26 protein-coding genes are annotated in these 23289 nt (G+C 29.9%); 10 read left to right on the top strand and 16 right to left on the bottom strand.

Going from position 1 to position 23289, the window contains the following annotated elements:
- Positions 1–7: 7 nt before the first annotated feature.
- From xseA to FBF02_RS01490, 15 genes are all read right to left on the bottom strand, one after another.
- Complete coding sequence (gene xseA / locus FBF02_RS01560; protein ID WP_002851089.1) at positions 8–1171, bottom strand: exodeoxyribonuclease VII large subunit; 1164 nt, start codon at positions 1169–1171, stop codon at positions 8–10.
- Complete coding sequence (gene ubiE / locus FBF02_RS01555) at positions 1168–1875, bottom strand: bifunctional demethylmenaquinone methyltransferase/2-methoxy-6-polyprenyl-1,4-benzoquinol methylase UbiE (protein WP_002858648.1); 708 nt, start codon at positions 1873–1875, stop codon at positions 1168–1170. The genes xseA and ubiE overlap by 4 nt, the downstream gene beginning before the upstream one ends.
- A gap of 2 nt (positions 1876–1877) precedes the next feature.
- Positions 1878–3074, bottom strand: coding sequence for a hypothetical protein (locus FBF02_RS01550; RefSeq protein WP_002858679.1), 1197 nt, complete (start codon positions 3072–3074; stop codon positions 1878–1880).
- A gap of 45 nt (positions 3075–3119) precedes the next feature.
- Positions 3120–3530: a peroxide-responsive transcriptional repressor PerR gene (gene perR / locus FBF02_RS01545; RefSeq protein ID WP_002858684.1), complete on the bottom strand. Its 411-nt coding sequence runs from the start codon at positions 3528–3530 to the stop codon at positions 3120–3122.
- 85 nt (positions 3531–3615) lie between these two features.
- Positions 3616–5463 carry a 1-deoxy-D-xylulose-5-phosphate synthase gene (gene dxs / locus FBF02_RS01540; RefSeq protein WP_002858717.1) on the bottom strand — a complete coding sequence of 616 codons (1848 nt, stop codon included), beginning with the start codon at positions 5461–5463 and terminating at the stop codon, positions 3616–3618.
- Positions 5456–6286 (bottom strand): flagellar assembly protein FliH, encoded by an 831-nt coding sequence (gene fliH, locus FBF02_RS01535; protein WP_002858748.1) that lies wholly within the window; start codon positions 6284–6286, stop codon positions 5456–5458. Before fliH ends, dxs begins: the two co-directional genes overlap by 8 nt.
- A 7-nt stretch (positions 6287–6293) precedes the next feature.
- Positions 6294–7322 (bottom strand): flagellar motor switch protein FliG, encoded by a 1029-nt coding sequence (fliG, locus tag FBF02_RS01530; protein WP_002854670.1) that lies wholly within the window; start codon positions 7320–7322, stop codon positions 6294–6296.
- Positions 7322–9004, bottom strand: a complete 1683-nt coding sequence (fliF, locus tag FBF02_RS01525; protein WP_002858669.1) for a flagellar basal-body MS-ring/collar protein FliF — start codon at positions 9002–9004, stop codon at positions 7322–7324. Before fliF ends, fliG begins: the two co-directional genes overlap by 1 nt.
- A gap of 51 nt (positions 9005–9055) precedes the next feature.
- On the bottom strand, positions 9056–10150 hold the full coding sequence (gene hisC / locus FBF02_RS01520) for a histidinol-phosphate transaminase (protein ID WP_002858650.1): 1095 nt from the start codon (positions 10148–10150) through the stop codon (positions 9056–9058).
- Positions 10140–11213 (bottom strand): prephenate dehydratase, encoded by a 1074-nt coding sequence (gene pheA / locus FBF02_RS01515; RefSeq protein WP_002858741.1) that lies wholly within the window; start codon positions 11211–11213, stop codon positions 10140–10142. Before pheA ends, hisC begins: the two co-directional genes overlap by 11 nt.
- Complete coding sequence (locus FBF02_RS01510) at positions 11201–11968, bottom strand: HAD-IIA family hydrolase (protein ID WP_002858702.1); 768 nt, start codon at positions 11966–11968, stop codon at positions 11201–11203. The genes pheA and FBF02_RS01510 overlap by 13 nt, the downstream gene beginning before the upstream one ends.
- Position 11969: 1 nt before the next feature.
- Positions 11970–13178, bottom strand: coding sequence for a diaminopimelate decarboxylase (lysA, locus tag FBF02_RS01505; RefSeq protein WP_002858733.1), 1209 nt, complete (start codon positions 13176–13178; stop codon positions 11970–11972).
- A 43-nt stretch (positions 13179–13221) separates the two neighbouring features.
- Positions 13222–14280, bottom strand: a complete 1059-nt coding sequence (locus tag FBF02_RS01500) for an LptF/LptG family permease (RefSeq protein ID WP_002858697.1) — start codon at positions 14278–14280, stop codon at positions 13222–13224.
- A 1-nt stretch (position 14281) separates the two neighbouring features.
- Positions 14282–14827 (bottom strand): aminoacyl-tRNA hydrolase, encoded by a 546-nt coding sequence (gene pth / locus FBF02_RS01495; protein ID WP_002858659.1) that lies wholly within the window; start codon positions 14825–14827, stop codon positions 14282–14284.
- The gene (locus FBF02_RS01490; RefSeq protein WP_002791314.1) at positions 14824–15360 is read right to left on the bottom strand and encodes a 50S ribosomal protein L25/general stress protein Ctc; all 537 of its coding nucleotides are present in this window, start codon (positions 15358–15360) and stop codon (positions 14824–14826) included. Before FBF02_RS01490 ends, pth begins: the two co-directional genes overlap by 4 nt.
- A 133-nt stretch (positions 15361–15493) precedes the next feature.
- Between FBF02_RS01490 and FBF02_RS01485 the strand changes: the two genes are divergently transcribed.
- The 3 genes from FBF02_RS01485 to bioD are packed head-to-tail and all read left to right on the top strand — an operon-like array spanning position 15494 to position 16765.
- Positions 15494–15832 carry a multidrug efflux SMR transporter gene (locus tag FBF02_RS01485; protein WP_002783219.1) on the top strand — a complete coding sequence of 113 codons (339 nt, stop codon included), beginning with the start codon at positions 15494–15496 and terminating at the stop codon, positions 15830–15832.
- 3 nt (positions 15833–15835) lie between these two features.
- A complete protein-coding gene (locus FBF02_RS01480) occupies positions 15836–16150 on the top strand; it encodes a multidrug efflux SMR transporter (protein WP_002783223.1) in 315 nt (104 codons plus the stop codon).
- 9 nt (positions 16151–16159) lie between these two features.
- Complete coding sequence (bioD, locus tag FBF02_RS01475; RefSeq protein WP_002816248.1) at positions 16160–16765, top strand: ATP-dependent dethiobiotin synthetase BioD; 606 nt, start codon at positions 16160–16162, stop codon at positions 16763–16765.
- On the opposite strand, the gene FBF02_RS01470 is transcribed toward bioD, so the two are convergent.
- Positions 16752–18035, bottom strand: a complete 1284-nt coding sequence (locus FBF02_RS01470) for an adenosylmethionine--8-amino-7-oxononanoate transaminase (RefSeq protein WP_002816247.1) — start codon at positions 18033–18035, stop codon at positions 16752–16754. The genes bioD and FBF02_RS01470 overlap by 14 nt on opposite strands.
- A gap of 67 nt (positions 18036–18102) precedes the next feature.
- Between FBF02_RS01470 and FBF02_RS01465 the strand changes: the two genes are divergently transcribed.
- From FBF02_RS01465 to FBF02_RS01435, 7 genes are read left to right on the top strand one after another with little or no spacing between them, the layout of a single operon-like run.
- On the top strand, positions 18103–19245 hold the full coding sequence (locus FBF02_RS01465) for a pyridoxal phosphate-dependent aminotransferase family protein (protein WP_002816245.1): 1143 nt from the start codon (positions 18103–18105) through the stop codon (positions 19243–19245).
- Complete coding sequence (locus tag FBF02_RS01460) at positions 19242–19853, top strand: DUF452 family protein (RefSeq protein WP_002816243.1); 612 nt, start codon at positions 19242–19244, stop codon at positions 19851–19853. The genes FBF02_RS01465 and FBF02_RS01460 overlap by 4 nt, the downstream gene beginning before the upstream one ends.
- Positions 19850–20536, top strand: coding sequence for a malonyl-ACP O-methyltransferase BioC (gene bioC, locus FBF02_RS01455; RefSeq protein ID WP_002816240.1), 687 nt, complete (start codon positions 19850–19852; stop codon positions 20534–20536). Before FBF02_RS01460 ends, bioC begins: the two co-directional genes overlap by 4 nt.
- 50 nt (positions 20537–20586) lie before the next feature.
- A complete protein-coding gene (modA, locus tag FBF02_RS01450; RefSeq protein WP_002857589.1) occupies positions 20587–21336 on the top strand; it encodes a molybdate ABC transporter substrate-binding protein in 750 nt (249 codons plus the stop codon).
- On the top strand, positions 21333–21734 hold the full coding sequence (locus FBF02_RS01445) for a molybdenum-pterin-binding protein (protein WP_002857328.1): 402 nt from the start codon (positions 21333–21335) through the stop codon (positions 21732–21734). Before modA ends, FBF02_RS01445 begins: the two co-directional genes overlap by 4 nt.
- Positions 21727–22401 carry a molybdate ABC transporter permease subunit gene (modB, locus tag FBF02_RS01440; RefSeq protein ID WP_002857391.1) on the top strand — a complete coding sequence of 225 codons (675 nt, stop codon included), beginning with the start codon at positions 21727–21729 and terminating at the stop codon, positions 22399–22401. Before FBF02_RS01445 ends, modB begins: the two co-directional genes overlap by 8 nt.
- Positions 22398–23282 carry a sulfate/molybdate ABC transporter ATP-binding protein gene (locus FBF02_RS01435; RefSeq protein ID WP_002816233.1) on the top strand — a complete coding sequence of 295 codons (885 nt, stop codon included), beginning with the start codon at positions 22398–22400 and terminating at the stop codon, positions 23280–23282. The genes modB and FBF02_RS01435 overlap by 4 nt, the downstream gene beginning before the upstream one ends.
- Positions 23283–23289 lie beyond the last annotated feature (7 nt).

Raw genomic sequence — 23289 nt, 5'->3', positions numbered from 1 at the left:
TCTATCCTTATAAAATTTTTGCTTCTTTTTGAGAAGTTTGAGAACTTAAAATAACGATATCATCACTCTTAAGATCTTCTAAATTTGCTATTTTACCATTTTTTCTGATACAAATAAACTTTTTGCTTTTATTAAAAAAATTCTCATGTTGCAAATAAGCATTTTGCAATTTATCTAATTTTAATTCATTATAACGCATTTGATTTGCCAATAGATGATTTAATTGCTTTTCTATATTATGGCTTTGTTTTATTTTTTCATCTATTATTTTTGGCAAAGAATTAAATTTGAAAAATTTGCTTAAATTTAAAAGCAAATTTTCATAATTTTGTATTTTATAATTCCAAAGTTGCATTAATTTTTCTTCCATTAAATCCAAACTTTGCTCTATATCCAACTTAGAATAAAACAAAGTATCTATAGCAGCTGAAGGCGTTGGAGCTCTAAAATCTGCAACAAAATCACTAATAACATAATCAATCTCATGTCCTATGGCTGAAATAATAGGAGTTTTTGCTTTAAAAATCTCTCTTGCTAAATTTTCATCATTAAAACAAAAAAGATCTTCCCTGCTTCCTCCACCACGTGCTATAATAAGAACATCTAAATCCATATCATCGGCTTTTTTTAAAGCTTGTATAAGAGAAAAAGGAGCATTATTTCCTTGAGTTAAAGCATCAAAAATATAAATTTTTGCCAAAAAATATTCTTTTTGATGAATAAGTTTTAACATATCTTGCAAAGCAGCAGAAGTTTTTGAAGTTATAATACCTACTTTTTTAGGAAATTTTGGCAAAGATTTTTTAAAGCGTGGATCAAAAAGTCCTTCTTTTTGCAAACGCTCTTTTAAAGCCAAAAACTGTGCTTCCAAATCCCCAAAACCTGCTTTTTTCATACTAGTAGCGATAAATTGATAACGACCGCTTTCAGGATATAAACTCACACTTCCACAAAGCTCTAAAAAATCCCCCACCGCTGGTTTAAACCCGACTTTTAAATTAGCTCCTTTAAACATAGCACAAGCAATGCTTGATCTTTCATCTTTTAAATCAAAATACCAATGCCCTGAACCATGCAAAGTAATTTTTGAAATTTCTCCACTTAAAACTATATCATCAAAATGTGTTTCTAATAAAGCCTTTGCTTTAAGATTTAATTCTGTTGGTGTCATAGTTTTTTTGCTATAAACATTGAACTCACGCCAAAGCTAAAACTTTTATAATCAAGCATTTCAAAACCAGCATTTTTAAGTTCTAAGATGAATTCTTTCTTACTTAAAAATCCTTCAATAGAGTTTGGCAAATACTCATAAGCACTTTTATTTTTACTGATTATCCCACCTATACTTGGTAAAATATTTTTAAGATAAAAATCTCTACAAGCTGCTATAAATCCACCCTTTTCTCTTTTTGTAAATTCCAAAACTACCAAAATACCATCTTTTTGAAGTACTCTAGCAAATTCGCTTAAGGCTTTTTGTCTTTCTACAACATTGCGAATGCCATAACTAATACTTAAAATATCTAAACTTTGACTTTCTAAAGGTAAATTTTGCGCCCCTGCTTTTATAAATTCGACATTTGGAAATTTTTCTTTTGCAACATTTAGCATGCCACTACTTGGATCAATACCTTTAATATTTAAAATATTTTTTTCCATTTTTAAAGCACTCTCTTGCCAAATCTCTATCATATCCCCTGTGCCACAGGCAATATCAGCGATTTTTAAATCTTTTTTTAAATACAAACTCATCACTCTTTGACAAGCTTTTTTGCGCCACGCTACATCAGCTCCAAAGCTTAAAATTCTATTCGCCTTATCATAAGTAGGTGCAATTTGATTAAACATTTCTATAATTTTTTCTTGTTTTTGCATTTTTATCCTTTGTAAATTTTCAAATTTTTACTTGATTTTTTAAGCAATTTGCAAAATTTATTTTTATTATTGATTATTTTGGAAAAAATATTTTTATCCCTATCTTTGGAATATTTTTCATAAAGTTTGTTTAAATTTTTTATCTCTAAAAAATGATAAAAATATTCTAAAAATATTGCCAATTCAAAAAAACTATTTTCAAAAAGCTCTAAATCAAAATTTTTTAGTATATTTTTTCTAAATAAAATAATTTTTTTTCTAAGTTCTAACGCAACAAGTTGTTTAAAAAACCTATCTTTGCAATCGCCTTCATAAAAAGAATTTTCCTTTATGAAAAAATCAAAATCATTAAACAAATCTTGGATTTTTTCATCGCTTAAAAATAGCAATAAATCTTGATTTGAATTTTCACTTGCTAAAATATCTTGAGTTTTTTTCGTTATATCTTTAAACTTTAAAGCCAAAATATTACTCAAATTTTTATCTAAAATAGTATTCATACTTGATAAAACTATATACAAGCTTCTTGAATAAAATAAAAATTCGCATAAACTTTGCTTATCTTTTCTCTCTAAAGATAAAGTCCAATAAAATTTTAATTTTTTAAATAAATAAAATAAAAAAATTCTAAATCCATCATAAGCATTAATATAATTTGGAAAATCCAAGCTAAAATTCTGATTTTTTTCTATAATTTTAAAATATTTCTCTATATCAAAATTTTGATATTCAAAACCATATAAAACGATATGTTTAGAATTTAAATCATGATGTAATTCTTTTTGAATTTTAAAATCTTTAGGAATTTTAAATTCATTGGAACTATCCAAAGTTGGAAAAAATATTTTTAAAATACAAATTTTAGGCTCTTCATAAATATCAATATAACTTTTTAAAGAGCAAAATTTAAATTCGAAGCGTTCTTTTTTAATGCTCTTTCCTATAATCTTTTTTCGAGCTTTTTCAAATTTTTTTTTAGAAATTTTCTCTTCTTGATTCTGTTCTAAAATTGAATTATTAAATTTTGTAATTTTATAAAATTCATTGCAAAAACTTTGAAATTTAACACTATGATTTGAAGTTATTTGAGTATAAAAAGTTTCAAATTTAGAATTTCGAAAAGGTATATTATCTTTTTTTAAATTCTCTAAAAGAGTGCAATCAGATAGTAAAAAGTTTTTTTGAATTTCATAAACCATTAAAATAACCCTTAAAATATATGGGTTATTTTAACCTTATTTTGCTTAATGACACTTTTTGCAATTATCAACATAAGCACAAACAGACAGATGATTGACGAGATTGCCTATCTTTTTTTCTAAATGCTCTTGATATTCATAAAGCTTAGCATCTTTAAAACTTAAATCCTCTATACCACCACATTTGGTGCAAACAACATGAATATGTTCTTCTTCATAGATATCGTAACAAGTTTTTTGATTTAAAACATTGATTTCAACAACTAAACCTTGTTCTTGTAAAGTATTAAGATTTTTATAAACCGTCGCTAAAGAGATTGAAGGGTATTCTTTTTTAATTTCTATATATAATTCATCAATATTAGGATGCTCATGTCTTTTTAAAATTTTTAAAACACATAGTCTTTGCGGAGTAGCTTTTAACTCATGTTTTTTAAGCATTTGTAGTAATTCCATTTTATTTATTCCTTGCTTTTTTAAGTAAAAATAATAATAAAATTTTCATTAAAAGAAGTTTATATTAAATAATATTTTTTATTATTTAATGATAAAATTTTAAAACTTTCGTCAACAAACTATTGACATCTTTTTCTAGATTTTTTTCCACCTCACTTGTTTTTCCATGTTCAATAAATTTGTCTTCATATTCAAAGCTAACAACTTTTACATGCAAATCATATTTTTGTAAAAAATTATTAATTAAACTTTCTATACCGCCAATTTTAACATTTTCACTAAAAATAAACCAAATTTTACTTTTTTTAGCAAGCTCACACAAAAGCTCTTCATCTAAAGGTTTAGCAAAAATTAAATCAATCAAATTAGCATTATTATTCATTTCTTGCAAGGCTCTTAAGACTTGCCACGCTTTTGCCACACCTTGTCCATAACCTAAAAAAGCAATTTCACTATTATTTTTTACAAGCCATTGTGCCTTACCAAGTTTTATCTCACAAGGATTAAATTCTTTATCCAAAATAAAACTCCCTCTAGGATAACGCAAAGCAATAGGTCCTTGATGTAAATAAGCATACTCCATTATATTTTGCATCATTTGTTCATCTCTTGGGGCTAAAAGAGTGAAATTTGGCAAAGGAGCTAAAAAACTAAGATCAAAAACACCTTGATGCGTCTCCCCATCTTCGCCTACTATCCCTGCCCTATCCATAGCAAAAACCACATTTAAATTCATAATCGCACAATCATGGATCACTTGATCATAAGCACGCTGCAAAAAGGTGCTATATATTGCAATAAAAGGTTTAAATCCTTCTTTTGCCATAGCGGCCATAGAAGTTACTGCATGCTGTTCTGCAATAGCCACATCCCAAAAACGATTTGGATATTTTTCTATAAGCTTATCAAGACCTGTTCCACTTGGCATAGCCGCCGTAACCCCAACAATATTTTCATATTTTGAGGCTAAATCAAGCAAATTTTTAGAAAAAATTTCAGTAGCAGATTTTTTAGTATCACTTTTTTTAACACTCTCTCCACTATCTATATCAAAGGCTCCCACCCCGTGCCATTTAGCATGTTTTCCTTCAGCTAAAGCATAGCCTTTACCCTTTATGGTTTGAGCATGTATCACACAAGGCTTTTGCATAGCTTTTGCTTGTTTTAATGCAGAAATAATTTCACCTAAATTATGTCCATCAATAGGCCCTATATATTCAAGCCCTAATTCTTCAAACAAAAGCCCAGGGGTAATAAGTTTAAAACTCTCTTCAAAACGCTTGGCCATATAAGTAGCACTATCAGGCAATATATCCAACATTTTAGCAATACGCTTTTTAAAACTTTGATAAAACTGCGTTGCCATAGCCTGAGAAAGATACTTTGAAATTGCTCCAATTGGTTTTGAAATACTCATTTCATTATCATTTAAAAGTATTACGCAAGGAAATTTAGAATCACCCAATTCATTTAAAGCCTCATAGGCCATACCCGCACTTAAAGCACCATCTCCAATCAAAGCAACAGGAATACGCTTTTCACCCTTTAAAGCAATAGCCTTACAAGCACCTACTGCCAAAGAAATAGAGGTACTAGAATGCCCTGCTACAAAATAATCTCCCTCGCTAGGTTTTGTATAACCACTTAAACCATTGATTTGTCTTAAAGTATCAAATATTTCTTCTTTTCCGCTTAAAAGCTTGTGTGTATAAGACTGATGCGACACATCAAAAATAAAAGGATCTTTTTTTGCATCAAAAACCAAATGCATTGCTATACTAAGTTCTACAGCACCCAAATTTGAACTTAAATGCCCACCATTTTTACTCACAACTTGTATGATTTTTTCACGCATAGATGCTGCTAAATTTTCTAATTCTTTTAAACTTAGCTTTTCTAACTCTTCTTGAGTATGGGCAAATTTTTTACTCATTATTCACCATTTTTTTAATTTTAGTTAGACGAGAGTTAAGATTGGATTCTATATTGCCTGCGTCACTTATAATAACAACACTTCCTTTGCTAATTGCATCATCAAGACTTATTTTAATATGAGCATTCTGATCAAATTGCTCTTTTAAATACTCATAATCCTCTGCATTAACCTTAAGCTCAATTGCACTAGCACCCTTAAGCTCACCGATTAAATCTTTAGCCAAAGCATAAGCTATCTTACTTGAATTTAGTTCAAGTTCTTTTAAGATTACTTCTTTAGCGATATCTATAGCAGTATCTGCTAATTCTTTCTCATTTTTTTCTATGAAATTTTCAAGATTTTCGCAAGCATTATCAAGTTTGGCTATACTTTTTAAATACTTATCTTTAAAATCACTCAATTCCTTTTGAAATTCTTCTTTTGCTTTCTCATAACCCTCTTTGGTAAATTTTTCTTTAGCATTTTCAAGTTCTGAATTTAAGCGGTTATTAAATTCATTCTCTTGGCTTTCTATTTGCATTTGAAGTTTAATAATATTGCTTGACATTTCATCTGTTTTTTTAAGTAAATCTTCAACAAAGCTTGGTTGAAATGTTGGAATTTGAGTTTCCATAACAGCTTGTGTAGAGGCAATGACTTGATTTTCTTCGACTGGTTTTTCGTCATTTAAAGATATATTAGTATTTTCTTCATCTGGAGTTTGAGTATGTTTTTTTTCACCTGTATGATTATCAAATTCTGAAATAACTTTAAAACGATATCCTTCAACAACATGCTGATCAGAAGCCCCACCAGAAATTACATTACTACGATTAACCATCTCTCACCTACTCTATCATTTCATCCGCATCGCCTGTTTGAACAAGACCTTGTTCTGCAAGTTTTTGCACCACTTCAACAACCTTTCTTTGTGCATCTTCAACATCTTTAACACGCACAGCACCCAAAAAACCCATTTCTTCAAGAAAAGCTTCGCTTGCACGCGTAGACATATTGGCTAAGAATTTTTGCTTTAACTCTTCACTTGCACCTTTTAAACCTATCATTAAATCACGCTTATCGGCTACTTTTAAAATTTCTCTTATAGCCTGAGTGCTAAGTTTTTGTATATCATCGAAAGTAAACATAAGCTCTTTAATAGTCTCTGCTAAGCGTTCATCACTTTGTTCAATATAAGTAATGGTTGATTTGCTTGCTTTTTGACCCAAACGATTAAGCACTTCTGCTACTGCTCTTGGGCCGCCCACTTCAACCTTATAAGAGGTAAGACTTTCAAGCTTGCTTTCTAGCACTGCAGAAACTCTTTTAATAATACTTGGAGAAATATCACCAAGATTTGCCATTCTTATAACCACCTCAGCCCTTAATTCATCGCTAAAATACTCTAAAGTTTCTGCCGCATGAATAGAATCCATGTGTGCCAAAATAAGAGCGATGGTTTGTGGGTGCTCTTTGGTAATAAAGTCTGCAAGTTGCTGTGGTTTAATTTGCGCCAAATAAGCAAAATTTTGATTATTCTCCATACTTTTAGTGAGTTTTTCAAGAATTTTATTTGCAATCTCTGGTCCAAAAGTACGAAAAAGTATTTCTTTAGCATATTCCAAACCACCACTTTTAATATATTGATTTGATTGAAGCAGAGTGTAAAATTCTTCTAAAACTGCAGTAGCTACAGATCTATCAACATTTTTAGCCATAGCAATATAACGTGAAATTTCTGTGATTACATCAATTTCCATATGTGAAAACACAGAAGTGGTTGCATCTTCGCCAAGTTGTATAAGAAATATCGCTACCTTCTCAGGCATCGATAAATCATCATAGACCATTTTTTGTTCTTCACTTAGCTTTATCATCACATATCCTTTTCGCCAAATTCGCTATCATTTTGAATTAAGTTTTGCAAAAGTGCTGCAATTTCCTCACCTTTATCACTTACCAAACCACGCAATTTTTCAAGCAAAACCTCATACTGGATAGAATCTTCATTGAAGTTATCCCCAAAACCAAGTTGTTCTTCAACTTTTTTCCTTGCTGCATTAAATTTCTCTAAAGCATCTTCAGCATCATCTAAAACAGCATTTGGACCTTGCTGCATTTCCTCTTGTGCTGCGACATCTTCAAGCATTTTTTGAGTAAATGGAGCAATAACTTTTTTGTAAAAAATAAAAAGTAAAATCGCTGCAATAAAGTATTTAACCGGCGGAATAAATGGCTCAACAAAACGATTGTAAAAAGTTTTAACTTTACTCTCAACTCTAATCGACTCACGATGAAATGGTAAATTTTGCACCACAACACTATCACCTCTAGTAGCGCTAAAATTAATAGTATTTTTAACTATACTCTCAACACTTGCAAGCTCTTCTTTAGTCAATGGGACATATTCGCTTTTCACATCCCCATTTTCATCAACCACATCTTGATATTTTCCATCTATAGTAACAGCTGCTGAAGTGCGTAAAACTGTTGCAAATTGTTTTTTGGTATTTGTGATAGTTTTAGAAAGTTCATTATTTGTAGTAACTTGATTTTTTTTATAAGTGTCAATTTGACCCTTATTGTCAAGTCCTTCAACAGGACCTATATTAGAAACAGCACCTGGAACACCCTGAATTTCTGGATCTTTTCTACCTGTTCTTTCCTCGTTTAAAGTTTGCTCACTACGTACTATAGGATTTGGATCATAAATTTCACTTTGAGATTCTTGCTTGGAAAAATCAAAATCTATATTTACACTCACTTTTACTTTATCCATGCCACCTGCAAAAGGAGCTAAATTTTCTATAATCTTATCTTCTAAAGCTTTTTCTTGATCACTTTTAAATTTAATTTGCGCACGAACCAAGTCATCTTCATATGCTTCTTGCTCATCTAAAGGCACACCACTTTGATCACTAATCTTAACATTTTCTTTAGTAAGTTTTGGAACTGCCGCTGAAACAATATTTTTTATACCATCAATTTGTTTTCTAGTAAGCTTTAAGCCTTCGCGAACATTAACAACAACTGAAGCTGTAGGCGGAATTTGCCTTTCAGTAAAAACACTATCTTTAGGAAATGCTATGTGTACAACAGCGCTACGAATAGGTTCTAAAGTCTCAATAGTTCTTGCAAGTTCGCCTTCTATGGCTCTTTGGTATTTTACCTTTTGCTCTTCATTTGTAGCTCCAAAAGCTTGAGTATCAAAAGCTTCAAAACCCACGCGACTATCTTTTATAAGACCTTCGCTTGCAATAAACATTCTTTGACGATAAACCTGATCTTGTGGAACTAAAATTTTATTTTCACTTTCTAATTTATAGGGAATATTATTTTGTTCAAGTTTAGCTACAATTGCAGCAGAAGAACTTGGGCTTACATTTTCAACTAAAACTGCATATCCATTATTTGCATTACTACCACTTCCATGAAATAAAGCTAAAAAAACCAAAAACCCAACCACAACTATAATAGATGCAGCAATCACTATACGCTGCTTGCGAGTTAAATTTTGATAAAGTTGCCCAATTTGATGAAGCATATTTTTAAAATCCATTAATTCTCATCCCTTAGTTTAGCGAATTTTACATATTTTTATTTGATTTATCTATCTTAAAATCTTATCAAATTCTGTAAAAAATTTTTCATTTTCATAAGATGTTCCTATAGTAATGCGTATAGCATTTAAACCATAGCTTTTTAAATTTCTTATTATTATACCCTTTTTAAGCAATTTTTCAGACAAATCTGTACTATTTTTTTCATCAAAAAAATAAGTGATGAAATTTGTATAACTATCGATAATTTTGATATTATGTTTTTTAGCAAATTCTTTATAAAGCTCCATTTGAGAAAAATTATTCTCTAAAGTTTTTTCAGTAAATTCATCATCATCCATTGCTGCAACTGCTGCTTTTAAAGCAAGATTGCTCACATTAAAAGGAGCACGAAGCTTGTAAAATGCACTAATAATATTAGCATTAGCTATGCCATAACCAATGCGTAAGCCTCCTAATCCATAAAGTTTAGAAAAAGTTCCCAAATAAAGCACATTGTCAAATTCTTTAATCAATTCACAAGGTTCTAAATGTTTTTTGCTATCTTTAAAACTTGCAAATTCATTATAAGCTGCATCAATCACAACTAAACAATCCTCATTTACACCTTTAATAAACTCGGTCGCCTCACTTGCATCCAAACACTCGCCTAAAGGATTGTTTGGTAAGCATAAAAAAATAAGTTTAATTTCATCTTTGTGCGTTTCATAAAGTTTTTTAAACTCATCTAAATTATGAGTAATACTTTGAGTTTTATAACACTTTGCACCACATTGTTTGGCATAAATTTCATACATAGCAAAAGTAACTCCAGCTTGCAAAAAAGCATTTTTAGAATTTAACTTAGAATGTATAGCAAATTCAATCACTTGATCACTGCCTGCACCGATAATGATATTTTCATTTTGAACTTTGTATTTTTGAGCCAATGTGCTTTTAAGTTCTATCATACTATCATCAGGGTAAAGATGGGCTTTGTTTGCATTTTGTCTTAAACATTCTATAGCTTTTGGTGGCGTGCCAAAAGGATTTTCATTGCTTGCTAATTTTATCACTTCTTTAACGCCATATTCTTTAGCAATAACTTCTATATCTTTGCCGGGTTCATAATTGCTTAAATTATTTAAAAATTCATTAAATTTCATCTTTTTCTCCTGATAAATAAGATCCAAGCCAAACAATCTCTTGTATATCTTTTAAGGCTTTTTTTACATTTTCATCATCAATATGCCCTTCAAAATCTATATAAAAACTGTGTAAAAATTCTTTTGATTTTACAGGGCGAGATTCAAGCTTAGTAAGATTGATATTTTCTTTTTTAAACTGCTCTAATAAAAAGCTAAGTCCCCCAGGTTTATGTGCTGTGTGTGCTAAAATAGAAGTTTTACAATTTGGCATTTTAGGATTTTTAATATCGCTTAAAATTAAAAATCTTGTTTTATTGGCTGCATTATCTTCTATTTTATCAAAAAGTACAGGCACATTATAAAGCTTAGCCGCTATTCTAGAACAAATTGCTGCCGCATATTTATCTTGCGAAGCTAGGTAAGCTGCATTAGCTGTAGATTTTGAAGGAACAAATTCTATAGCACTAAGTTCATGACTTTCTAAAAATTTACGACATTGATTATAACCTTGCGGATGCGAATAAATGCGTTTGATTTCTTTTAAATTTTCATTAATTCCTACAAAAGAATGATGAATATCCATATAAATTTCGCCAAAAATTTTAAGCTCATTATACTTACCTAGACAATCTAAAGTAATGCCCACTGCACCTTCGGTATTATTTTCTATAGGTACAACACCATATTTTGCTTCTTTGTTGCTTAACTCTTTAAAAACATCTTCGATATTAGCCAAGGCTATATAACGACTCATCGCACCAAAACGACTTCTTGCTGCTTGATGTGTATAAGTTCCTTCAGGCCCTAAATAAGCTATAGTTTGAGGCATTTCTAAATTTCTTGAAACTGCAAAAATTTCTTGATAAATTGCCTCTATGGCATTTTGATCTAAAAGTCCTAAATTTGCATTTTTTAAACGATTGATAATGGCTCTTTCACGCTCAGGACGATAAATACTTCCCCCACTACTTTGCTTAAGCTCACCTATACTTTTAACATAAGTCATTCTTTCATTTAAAAGATCTAAAATTTTATCATCAACCGCATCGATTTTATTTCTAAATTCTTCTAAATTTGGCATTTTAGATCCTTTAAAAACTCAAAAACACTAGGATAAACTCCATCAAGCAAATCCGTATCAAGCCCTTTTGTGTCGCTTATCTTGCCGCTTAAAACTAGCAAGGTTTTCATGCCAAGTTCTTTTGCCTTAAGCAAGTCACCCCTAAAATCATCACTAATGATTTTAATATCTTCAAAATCAATTTTTGAATTTTGTCTTCTTATTAAATTTAAAGCTTCTTTATAAAAAGCAATGCTAGGCTTACCCACAACCTCGTATTCAAAATCAATAGCATTTTTAAGCATAGCCATAATGCTACCTACACCAGGATAAGGCCTACCATCTTTTTTATAAATACTAGTTTCGTGCATAGCTATAAATCTAACTTCTCTTCTAGCCAATTCTATCATAGTGGCAAAATCTTTAAATTTAAAATCATCATAACTAGCCACAAGCACAGCACTAGGATTTACAAAATCGAGCTCAAAACCAAGATTTTCAAGACTTTTTACAAACTCATCTGCACCAAAAGCCGCAACTTTACAAGGTCTTAAAAGGTGTTTTAAAACGCTGAAAGGATCAATATAAGCATTTTCTTTTATAACCAATCCTTTTTGCTGTAATTTTTCTAAAAAATCAAGTTTTTTTGTATTGTTAGTGATGATAAGATAAGGAAGATTTTTTGCATTTAAAAAATCGATCAGTTCTTTAGCACCATGGATTAAAGATTTATCATGATCAGAAATTAAAGTCCCTTGAACATCTAAAAAAAACATTTTAAGCCTTTAAAAATTTCTCTTCTAAAGCGATTTGATCTTCAAAATTTTCTCTTTGACGGATCAATCTTACCTGTCCTTCTTCAAGGGCTAATTCGCAAACTTTATTACGAGTATTGTAATTACTACTCATGCTAAAACCATAAGCTCCAGTATTTTTAATAACCATTATATCATCACTTTGAGTGCTAGGCAAAGACCTTGCTTTAGCAAAAAAGTCCCCACTCTCACAAATTCCACCTACAACATCACATAAACTCTCTTCGCCTTGATTATAAGGTAAGATTATTTCATGATAAGCCTCGTATAAACTTGGGCGTATAAGATCATTCATCGCTCCATCTACTACAACAAAACGCTTGGTTTTATTTTGTTTTTCATAAAGCACTGAACAAACAAATTCTCCACTTTTAGCAACTAGATACCTTCCAGGCTCCATTCCTATAGTTAAATCAAGCCCATGAAGTTGTGCTAATATACCTTGTGCATAATCATAAAGATCAGGTTCGCACTCATTTTTTTCATAAGCCACACCCAAACCACCGCCTATATCAAAAAATTTAAGATCGATTTGCAAGGCTTTTAACTCTCTTACAAGTTTTGCAACAATGGCTGCTGCTTCATGAATGGGAGAAATATCTAAAAGTTGCGAACCTATATGAAAATGCACTCCAACAGGCTCTAAAAAAGATGAATTTTTTGCATAAAGATACATTTTTCTTGCTATATCAATTTCAACACCAAATTTATTTTCATTTAATCCTGTAGAAATATAAGGATGAGTTTTTGCATCAACATTTGGATTAACACGAATACTGATTCTTGCCTTTAGATTAAGTTCTTTAGCCACACTTTCTAAAAGCATCATTTCAGCTTCGCTTTCAAGGTTAATATATAAAATATCATATTCTAAAGCTTGTCTTAACTCTTCTTTGGTTTTTCCTACTCCACTAAAAATAATCTTATAAGCTTTTGCTCCTGCTTTTAAGGCACGCTTTACCTCGCCTATACTTACACAATCAAATCCACTATCTAAATTTGCAAGCATTTGCAACAAACTTAAATTTGAATTGGCTTTTACAGCGTAAAAAATTTGAGATTTTCTTGCCTTAAAAGCCTCTTTGAGATTTAAAAAACGCTCTTTTATGAAATCAAAATTGTAAATATAAAAAGGAGTATTAAATTCTTGCTTTAATTGTTTATAATCCATATTTAACCTTTAATTTTTATAATTTTACTACACAAAGCTTAATTTATCGATGCTTATAATACATATAAGCACTTAAACAACCCAAAATTATAATAGGCACTACAATGCCAATTTCACTTGCAATCACACTATTTTCGCTTAATCTAGTAAGCAAAAACAAGACTCCCCAAATCATCAAAGTCACTACAAAAGCTATAAAAGTTACAAAAGCAAGATTAAAAAATCTTGCTATTACAGGAAAAAAATAATACATAATAAGCATTAAAAATGGTGCAAAAAAAGGAGTAAAAACAAATTTATAAAGATTGATTTTAAGAGTATCTGTATTGACATTTTGCGCCTTAAAAAGCTCAAAACTTTCAAGTGCGTCAGATATTGAATAATCACTATTACTAGCAACCCCTTCTATAATCTTTGGTTTAAAACCCTCAAGTGATTTAAGCTCGGAGAAATCTTGTATCTTTAAACCATCATTAGCAAGTTCATAATTTTTAGGTAATAATGTAATATTACCATCTCGCAAAATCCAGCTTTCACCTTCAAAATGGGCATTTTTAGCACTTGCAAAAGAGCTTAAATTTAAATCATTAATATTAAAAATTTTTATATTTTGAGCACTATTTTGTCCATTGTTTATCTTTGAAATATAAACAAAATTATTGTTAAATTTCAAAAACACTTCTCCACTTTGATTCATAATAGTGCCATTTTTCAAAATATTTCTCTTATAATCATTTGCATAAGCAAAAGAAGTAAAATTCAATCCTATATAAATACAACAAAAAAATAAAGCCCATAAAAAAGGAAATAAAATAACATAATTTCTACTCAGTCCTAACGCATAAAGACTTACAAATTCATTTGCTCTGATCATAGAAATCAAAGAAACTACCAAAGCAAAAATCAAAGAAATGGGTAATACATAAGGCACTGCCGAAAAAGATAAAAACATAACATAAAGCAAATCAAGATTTGCGGCTTTTGGTAGATCTTTAAAATTTAAGAGCAAATCAATACCGCAATAAAAACCAAGTAAAGAAAAAAATATAATAAAAAAATTTTTTAAATAAATCCCTGAAATAAAACGAAAAAATATCCACATCTTAAGCCTTTAGGCTGTATTTGGATGATATAGCAGACAAATCATCATTTTCAATAAGCTCAAGCAAAGCTTTTTTTGCATGCTCTAAAACTTTGCTTAAAGTTATTTCTTCTTCGGATTTAAATTTACCTAAAACATGGGAAATCACATTTTCACCCTTTCCCACTCCTATACGCACTCTTTCATAGTCATTTCCACATAAAGTATCTATGCTTTTAAGCCCATTATGTCCACCACTTGAACCGCCTTTTTTAAAGCGCAAGGCTCCTAAATTTATATCTATATCATCATGGATAACTATCATTCTTTCGCATTTATAAAAATCATTCACTGCTTTTACGCTAAGTCCTGAATTATTCATATAAGTACTAGGTTTAAGAAGAAGTAAAGAAGAACCTATTTTAAAAAGCTCTCCTTTAAATTTAGAGTTTGTAAGATTTGTAAAATTGCTTTCTTTTAAAAGTAAGTCAATTAGCATAAAACCGACATTATGACGGGTATTTTCATACTCTACGCCTATATTGCCAAGCCCTACGACTAAAATCATCTAGCTTTTTCTACACCTACAACCGCTACTCTATCAGCATCAATCATAGTTACTCCCGCAGGAACTACAATATCACGAACAAGTAAAGCATCACCCACATCAAGTTTACTTACATCAAGTTCGAAGAAATTTGGTAAATTTTCAGCTGCACATTTTACTTTTAATCTTCTTTTTGATTGAATTAAAACACCTTTATTTTTAAGACCTATAGCTGTTCCTGTGATTTTAACTGGAACCATGTATTTAGAAATCACACCTTTTTGCGCAACTTTTAAATCCACATGTTTAAGTTCTGCAGTTACAGGATCTTTTTGATAATCCACAACTACAACGCTTAAAGTTTGAGAACCTACTTTTACATCAAAAATTAAAGTAGTTTTTTTACGAACTTCCTTAATAAACTCATTTACTTTAAAAGCGGCATTGATGTTTTCTAATCCTTTTCCATAGATGTTTGCAATTAGATAACCATCTCTTTTTAAAGCTTTAGCAGCTTTTCTACCGATACTCTCTCTAACGATACCTTCTAACATCTTTTATCCTTTCTTAAAAAATGAGCTTTGATTATATCTAATTTTGGCTTATGGAAAAGTAAATTTATAGCTTCTTTTAATTTCTTTAAGATATAATTTGTTTTACAAATATTATGTTAATTTAAGGCTTCATGTGAATGAAAAATTCAATATTAATATAGCTTGGTTTTTAATAATCTTAGGTGGAATTATAGAGTGCTTTTGGGTAAGTGGACTTAAATATTCTACAGAAATTTGGCAGTATATTTTAACAGCCATTGGGGTTTGTATTTCTTTTACTTGCTTTTTAAAAGCTTGCGAAAGACTTGAAGTAAGTATTACTTATAGTGTTTTTGTAGGCATTGGCACTATTGGGGTGGTTTTAAATGAAATGTTTATTTTTAACGAAGCTGTTTCTATAATTAAACTTGTGCTTATAGCAATTTTACTTTTAAGTATTATAGCCCTTAAATGGGTAAGCAAGGAAGCTTAAACTATGGAATGGTTTTATTTGTTTTTAGCTACTGCCTGTGAAATTTTTGGCGTGGTGATCATGAAAGAACTTGTAAGCACTAAAAACAAGCTTTACCTTTTAGCTTTGATAGTGTGTTTTGGATTTTCTTTTACTTTTTTAAGCTTAAGTATGCAAAATATCGCTATGAGCGTTGCTTATGCTATATGGACAGGAGCTGGAACCGCTGGTGGGGTAATGATAGGAGTGCTTTTTTATAAAGAAAGTAAAAGTTTTTTGAAACTTTTTTTAATCGCTGTGATTATTACTTGTACAGCGGGTTTAAAATTTCTTTCTTGAGGATTTTTTGTGCAAATTTATGTAAGTGGAATACATACTGATGTAGGAAAAACACATTTTAGTGCAGCTTTTTGTGCGAATTTTAACTATGATTATTTTAAACTCATTCAAGCAGGAACTCCAACAGATAGTGAGTTTATTGCAAAATTTAGCCCAAAAACAAAGATTTTTAAAGAAGGTATTTTTTTGCAAACTCCAGCTTCTCCTCATCTTGGAAAAATCAAAGAAAAGCTTGATTATAAAGCCTTAGATATCATTTTACCAAAAAGCAAAAACCTACTTATTGAGCTTGCGGGTGGGCTTTTTTCTCCTATGGATGAAAATTACACTATGATTGATTTTGTGAATATTTTCAAACACCCTACGATTTTGGTAGCAAAATACTATCTTGGAAGCATTAATCATATCTTGCTTAGCATTGAAGCTTTAAAGCAAAGAAATATCAATCTTTTAGCCCTTGTAATGATGGGTAAAAAAGATATCTTACAAGATGATTTTATAAAAAATTATGCAAAAATTCCTATAATCAATCTTGATTTTTTTGATGAAAATAGCATTTTAAATAAAGATTTTAAAGAGCAAATGCAAGAAATTTTACAACTTAAAATTCCTTAAAAATCTGCTCTAAACTCTCTAGTACATAAACGATTTGTTCTTTTGTGATGATGTAAGGAGGCATAAAATAAATCGTATTTGCTAAAGGTCTTAAAAGCAAACCTTTTTCTAAGGCTTTTTGAAATACAAAAAGTCCTACGCGTTTATACTTGGTGCTTAAAATATCAAAAGCACTGATCATCCCGCAAGTTCTAAAATTACCCAAAAAGTCAAATTTTTCAAGTCTTGAAAATTCTTTTTTGATAAACTCGCTTAAAATTTGATTTTTTACTAAAATATTTTCATCCTCAAAGATATCTAAAACCGCATTTGCTGCCGCGCAAGCTAAGGTATTTCCCGTATAGCTATGAGAATGTAAAAAAGCCTTTTGGCTTTCATAAGTATCATAAAAAGCATTATAAATTTCATCTCTTGTAAGCACTACAGAAAGTGGCATAAATCCACCCGTTATCCCTTTTGAAAGGCAGATAAAATCGGGGCTTTGTTTGCATTGATGTAAGGCAAACAAAGTTCCTGTGCGTCCAAAGCCCACTGCAATTTCATCAAAAATCACTTGCACTCCAAATTTATGGCAAAGCTTTATGGCCTCATCAATAAACCTTGCTTCATACATATGCATATTTCCTGCACATTGTACCAAGGGTTCAAGTATAAAAGCACAAATTTCACTTGCATTTTTTTCTAAAATATCTTTTAAAATTTCAAGCTCTTTAGTGTAGTCTTTGCCTTGTGGCACAGGCGTGCTTAAACACTCTAAAAGCAAGGCTTTGTAAGTATCTTTATAAAGCGCTACATCGCCCACACTTAAGGCTCCTAAGGTTTCACCATGATAAGAATTGCTTAAAGATAAAAATTTACTTTTTTTCACTCCCTTATTTAAATGATAATGAAAACTCATTTTAAGTGCTACTTCAATAGCACTTGATCCATTATCTGCATAAAAACATTTGTTAAAATTCCTGCCTACTTTTTCGCAAAGTCTTGCAGAAAGCTTGATAATGGGCTCATGTGTAAAGCCTGCTAAGATCACATGCTCTAGCTCATCAACTTGTTTTTTAATGGCATTTGCGATTTTTTCATTACAATGACCAAAAAGATTGACCCACCAAGAACTCACACAATCCATATAAGCTTTATCATCAAAATCATAAAGCCATACACCTTTTGCTTTTTTTATAGGAATTAAAGGTAGGGTTTCGTGATCTTTCATTTGTGTGCAAGGGTGCCAAATGTGTTTTAAATCGAGATTTTTTAAGATTTGATTTTGCATTATAACTTCTTTTTTAAAAATATTTTGGCAAAATAATACTTTAAATTTTTAAATTTACAGGAAAAAAATGAAGCTTGAAAAAATTTTGCAAGATCTAGAGCAAAATCACAATCTAAGAACTCTAACACCTTTAAAACATGAAAATAAATTTGTTTATAAGCAAGATCACAAACTTTTAAATTTAGTAGGAAATGATTATCTTTATTTGGCGTCTTCCAAAGAGTTAAAAGCTGAGTTTTTAAACACCCTAAAAGAACAAGATTTGTTTTTTTCAAGTTCGAGTTCAAGAAGTTTGAGTGGAAATTTTGAAATTTATGAAAAATTAGAAAGTTTTTTAAAGACTAAATTTAAAGATAAGGAAATTTTACATTTTAATAGTGGCTATCATCTAAATATCTCTTGTATAGCAGCACTTTCTAGCGTTTCTAAGACGCTTTTTCTAACCGATAAATTTATTCATGCAAGTATGATTGATGGCTTAAGACTTGGCAGGGCTGATTTTTTTCGTTTTCATCATAAAGATATGAATCATTTAGAGAGTTTAATCCAAAAACATTATGAAAATTATGAAAATATCATCGTTTTAAGCGAAGCTTTGTTTAGTATGGATGGAGATTTTAGCGATTTTAAAACTCTGTGTGAGCTTAAAAGGCGTTATGATAAAATTAAGCTTTATATAGATGAAGCACACAGCGTGGGTTGTTTTGATGAAGAGGGTTTGGGGCTTGTTAAAAAACTAGCCTTAGAAAATGAAGTGGATTTTTTGGTTTTTACCTTTGGAAAAGCCCTTGCTTCCATGGGTGCTTGTATAATATGTGATGAAAAATATAAGAAATTTTTCATCAACAAGGCTAGAGCTTTTATTTATTCTACAGCCTTGCCACCTATTAATGTAGCTTGGACGCAATTTATTTTTAAAAAAATGCCTTATTTTAAGAAAGAAAGAGAAAAATTAGAGCTTTTAAGCACTTTTTTTAAAAGTAAATTGCAAGAAAAAAATCACATCGTTTTAGGCGATGCTTATATTATTTGCTTGCTTTTAGGTGAAAATAAAAAAGCCTTAGAAATTTCACAAAAACTTCAAAAAGCTGGTTTTTTTGCTCCTGCGATCAAAGAACCTACCGTGCCAAAAAATACAGCCAGAATTCGTTTTTCTTTGCACGCAGGACTTAACACAGAAGAACTTGAAAGGATAATAGAGCTTTTATGAAATATGAATTTTTATGTAAAAATCCTGATTCAAAAAAACTTATAGTGGTATTTGGGGGATTTGCTTCACATTCTAGTCATTTTTCGCATTTAAAAAGCGATAAAAATGTGATTTTATTTTATGATTATGAAAATTTTGATTTAAATTTTGATTTCAAAGCTTTTGATGAACTTTTTTTAATCGCTTTTTCTATGGGGGTTTGTGTGGCAAATAGACTTTTAAAAGAGCTTAATTTTAAACAAAAAATAGCCATAAATGGCACAAATTTAGGCATAGATAAATCAAAAGGAATTCATCCTGCAATTTTTAGAAAAACCTTGCAAAATTTCAAATTAGAAAATTTCAAAGAAGCTTTATTTAAAGAACGCAAAAATTTAACTAAAGATTTTATTTTTAAAGATGAAAAAGCTTTAAAAATAGAGCTTGAAAAACTTTTTGACTTTGCTTTAGTAAAACAAGAAGAAAATTTGCTTTGGGATAAGGTTTATTCAAGTAAAAAAGATGAAATTTTTCCACCAAATGCTTTAAAAAATGCTTTTTCAAAACTTATTTTTTTAAATGAACCGCATTTTGCTTTTTTTCATTTTAAAACTTGGGATGAGCTTTGAATTTTTTAAAAGCAAAAGATTATGAAAAACATGCAAAAGTGCAAGATTTTATGGGTTTAAAACTTTGTGAAATTTTAAAAAATTTAAGAATTTCACATTTTGAAAAAGTATTTGAATTTGGTTGTGGCAGGGGTGAATTGAGCAAAAAACTTCAAAATTTTATTACTTTTGATGAGTATTTAAAAAACGATATTTTAGATTTTAAAGAAAATTCTAGTATTTTAATTTTTGATATGAACGAAATTGCAAAACAGGATTTAAGTAAAGAGAAATTTGATCTTATTGTTTCAAATGCAACTTTGCAATGGCTTGATTTAAAACGCATTATACCAAGTCTTAGAGATATGCTAAATCAAAATGGGATTTTACTTCTTTCTACTTTTGCAGAGCAAAATTTAAAAGAAATCAAGCAAAGCACGGGTTTTGGTTTAAATTATTTTAGCTTAAATGAATTAGAGCAAATTTTTAAAGTCTATTTTAATGAAGTAAAAATTACTCAAGAACTCATAAAATTAAGCTTTGATAATGCTTTAGATGTTTTTAGACATTTAAAATTAAGCGGAGTAAATTCTTTAGGATTTTATCCTTTAAATAAAGGTTTTTTAAAAGAATTTGAAGAAAAATTTCAAAACAAACTCACTTATCATCCTGTATTTATTTTATGCAAAAATGATATAAAATGAATTTTTTGTGTTATAATCCAAAAATTAAATTTTTACACAAGGAAAACTAAATGAAAAAGTTTGTAGTATTTTTTGGGATTTTGCTTTTTGTTTCGTGTTTAAATGCGCAAAATTTAAGTATTTTTGTAGCTTCTTCAGCTTCAAAGGCGATGAGTGAAGTTAAAGATGAGTTTTTGAAAACACATCCAGAAGATAAAATAGAATTGGTTTTTGGTGCTTCTGGAAAATATTATGAGCTTTTAAAACAAGGAAGAGAATTTGATCTCTTTTTTTCAGCGGATACTAAATATGCTAAGGCTATTTATGATGATAAAAATGCTTTAATAAAACCAAAAGTTTATGTTTTGGGAGTTTTGGCTTTGTATAGCTTGGATGAAAATTTACTCCAAGGAGGCGTTGAAAATTTAAAAGAAAAGGCAAACAAAATCACGCATCTAAGCATAGCCAATCCTAAAGTAGCTCCTTATGGAGTAGCAGCTAAAGAAGTGCTTGAAAATTTGGGTTTAAATGAGCTTCTTAAGGATAAAATCGTTTTAGGCGAAAATATCTCAGTGCCTGTTTTACATGTAGATAGCAAAAATTCAGATATAGCTATAGTGGCTTATTCTTTAGTTTCTTCTATCAATCATCCTAAGGGTAAGGCTGTTATAATTGATGCAAAGTATTTTAGCCCTTTAGAGCAAAGTTATGTCATCACAAAATACGCTAAGGATAAAAAATTAGCCTTTGAATTTAACGAATTTATTGGCTCTTCAAAAGCAAAAGAAATTTTTAAAAAATACGGATTTAGCACACCATGAACCTTATAAAAGGACAAATTTGTGAGCTTTTAAATCAAGAGGATATAGTTATTGTTAAAATACTTTCTAAAGAAGTGATTTTTAGTGTTTTAATGCTTGAATTAAAATCTTTAGAAAATTTAAAAATTGGTGTGAGTGTAGAACTTCTTTTTAAAGAGCATGAGCTTTGTTTTAGCGCAAGCAAAACTCTTTTAAGTGTTGAAAATTCTTTTTTAGCTAAAATTACAAAAATTAAAAAAGGCAAACTTTTATATCAGGTATTTTTTGATTTTAAAGGTAATGAACTTTCTAGTATTATCACCAAAGAAAAAGCTTTAGAACTTGAAATTTGTGAAAATCAAGAATGGCTTTGTTTTGTAAAAGCAAATGATATTGTATTAAGGAGTCATAGTGCTTGATCCAGCTTTTTTACAAACCCTTTATCTTACTTTTAAACTTGCTTTTATCACGACTTTTATCCTTTTTTTTATCGGTGTTTTTTTAGCTTATTTGTTAAGTTTTGTGCGTTTTCCTTTTAAAACAATCCTTCAAAGCTTTATTTCCTTGCCTTTGATTTTACCTCCTAGTGTTTTGGGATTTTATTTGCTTGTAACTTTTTCGGCTAATAGTTTTTTAGGGCAAGTTTTAAAAGAATATTTTAATCTTTCTTTGGTTTTTAGTTTTGAAGGTCTTGTTTTTGCTTCTTTGATTTTTTCTTTGCCTTTTATGGTAAATCCTTTGCAAAGTGCCTTTTCATCGATCAATCCAAATTTGCTCGATGCTTCTTATAGTTTAGGTAAAAGTAAAATTTATACTCTTTTTAGAGTGATTTTACCTAATTCTAAAGCAGGAATTTTTAGTGCTTGTGCGATGAGTTTTGCCCATACTGTGGGTGAATTTGGAGTCGTGATGATGATAGGAGGACATAAACAAGGTGAAACTTTAGTGGCTAGTATAGCTATTTATGATGAACTTGAAATCTTAAACTATAGCTTAGCCCATCAATATGCTTTTATATTGTTTATTTTTTCTTTTTTAGTACTTTTTAGTCTTTATTTTATCAATAAAAAAATGAGTTTTCAATGATAAGAATTGATATCAATCATCCTATGAATACCGCTAAAGGAAGACTGGATTTAAATTTTAAAAAAGATATAGAATCAGGAAAAATTACTGCACTTTTTGGCGAAAGTGGAGCAGGAAAAACCACTCTTTTAAAAATCATAGCGGGACTTATAAAGCCTAAATTGGGGCGTATAGAAGTAGATAATGAACTTTGGTTTGATTCTTCAAAAAATTTTAGTTTAGCTTTACAAAAAAGAAAAATTGGTTTTGTTTTTCAAGATTATGCGCTTTTTCCAAATATGAATATAAAAGAAAACATCGCCTATGCCGCTAGTTCTAAAGCAAAGGTTAGCGAGCTTTTAGCCTTAATGAAGCTTGAAAATTTAGCTAAAATTTATCCTAAACATTTAAGTGGGGGGCAGGCACAAAGAGTAGCTTTAGCAAGAGCTTTAGCAAGAGAACCAAAAATCTTGCTTTTAGATGAACCTTTGAGTGCTTTGGATTTTAAAATGCGTGCCAATTTACAAGATGAATTAACCAAGATTTTAGAGTATTTTAAAATAAGTACTTTATTGGTAAGTCATGATCTAGCTGAAATTTATAAGTTAAGTCATAGAATTTTAGAGCTTAAAAACGGAAAAATTATTAAAGATTTTCCTAAAAATGAATTTTTTACTCATTCAAATATCAGCGCAAAATTACGCTTAAGTGCAACTTTGCTAGAAATTAAAAAAAGTGATATTTTAGTGGTTTTAACCTTGCTTTTAAATCAAGATATTATTAAAATCACTCTTAGTGAAGAGGAATTTCTAAAAGCTTATCAAGATGTAAAAATCGGCGATACGCTTTTGCTATCCATAAAAGCCTTTAACCCTATCATCGTAGGAAAACTTGATAAATAAGAGCAAA

This window comes from Campylobacter sp. CFSAN093226, from assembly GCF_012897595.1.
Classification (GTDB): Bacteria; Campylobacterota; Campylobacteria; order Campylobacterales; family Campylobacteraceae; genus Campylobacter_D; species Campylobacter_D jejuni.
Note: the sequence above shows the minus strand (reverse complement) of the source record. Positions and strands in the feature narration are given on the sequence as shown.

Coding starts and splice junctions, on each gene's coding strand:
- fliH (WP_002858748.1), bottom strand. CDS start 6,286: ATGGTTAATCGTAGTAATGTAATTTCTGGTGGGGCTTCTGATCAGCAT.
- dxs (WP_002858717.1), bottom strand. CDS start 5,463: ATGAGTAAAAAATTTGCCCATACTCAAGAAGAGTTAGAAAAGCTAAGT.
- FBF02_RS01500 (WP_002858697.1), bottom strand. CDS start 14,280: ATGTGGATATTTTTTCGTTTTATTTCAGGGATTTATTTAAAAAATTTT.
- fliF (WP_002858669.1), bottom strand. CDS start 9,004: ATGGATTTTAAAAATATGCTTCATCAAATTGGGCAACTTTATCAAAAT.
- FBF02_RS01465 (WP_002816245.1), top strand. CDS start 18,103: ATGAAGCTTGAAAAAATTTTGCAAGATCTAGAGCAAAATCACAATCTA.
- FBF02_RS01435 (WP_002816233.1), top strand. CDS start 22,398: ATGATAAGAATTGATATCAATCATCCTATGAATACCGCTAAAGGAAGA.
- FBF02_RS01460 (WP_002816243.1), top strand. CDS start 19,242: ATGAAATATGAATTTTTATGTAAAAATCCTGATTCAAAAAAACTTATA.
- perR (WP_002858684.1), bottom strand. CDS start 3,530: ATGGAATTACTACAAATGCTTAAAAAACATGAGTTAAAAGCTACTCCG.
- FBF02_RS01470 (WP_002816247.1), bottom strand. CDS start 18,035: ATGCAAAATCAAATCTTAAAAAATCTCGATTTAAAACACATTTGGCAC.
- pheA (WP_002858741.1), bottom strand. CDS start 11,213: ATGCCAAATTTAGAAGAATTTAGAAATAAAATCGATGCGGTTGATGAT.
- FBF02_RS01550 (WP_002858679.1), bottom strand. CDS start 3,074: ATGGTTTATGAAATTCAAAAAAACTTTTTACTATCTGATTGCACTCTT.
- FBF02_RS01510 (WP_002858702.1), bottom strand. CDS start 11,968: ATGTTTTTTTTAGATGTTCAAGGGACTTTAATTTCTGATCATGATAAA.
- modA (WP_002857589.1), top strand. CDS start 20,587: ATGAAAAAGTTTGTAGTATTTTTTGGGATTTTGCTTTTTGTTTCGTGT.
- fliG (WP_002854670.1), bottom strand. CDS start 7,322: ATGATAAAGCTAAGTGAAGAACAAAAAATGGTCTATGATGATTTATCG.
- xseA (WP_002851089.1), bottom strand. CDS start 1,171: ATGACACCAACAGAATTAAATCTTAAAGCAAAGGCTTTATTAGAAACA.
- ubiE (WP_002858648.1), bottom strand. CDS start 1,875: ATGCAAAAACAAGAAAAAATTATAGAAATGTTTAATCAAATTGCACCT.
- FBF02_RS01445 (WP_002857328.1), top strand. CDS start 21,333: ATGAACCTTATAAAAGGACAAATTTGTGAGCTTTTAAATCAAGAGGAT.
- pth (WP_002858659.1), bottom strand. CDS start 14,827: ATGATTTTAGTCGTAGGGCTTGGCAATATAGGCGTAGAGTATGAAAAT.
- lysA (WP_002858733.1), bottom strand. CDS start 13,178: ATGGATTATAAACAATTAAAGCAAGAATTTAATACTCCTTTTTATATT.
- hisC (WP_002858650.1), bottom strand. CDS start 10,150: ATGAAATTTAATGAATTTTTAAATAATTTAAGCAATTATGAACCCGGC.
- FBF02_RS01490 (WP_002791314.1), bottom strand. CDS start 15,360: ATGTTAGAAGGTATCGTTAGAGAGAGTATCGGTAGAAAAGCTGCTAAA.
- FBF02_RS01480 (WP_002783223.1), top strand. CDS start 15,836: ATGGAATGGTTTTATTTGTTTTTAGCTACTGCCTGTGAAATTTTTGGC.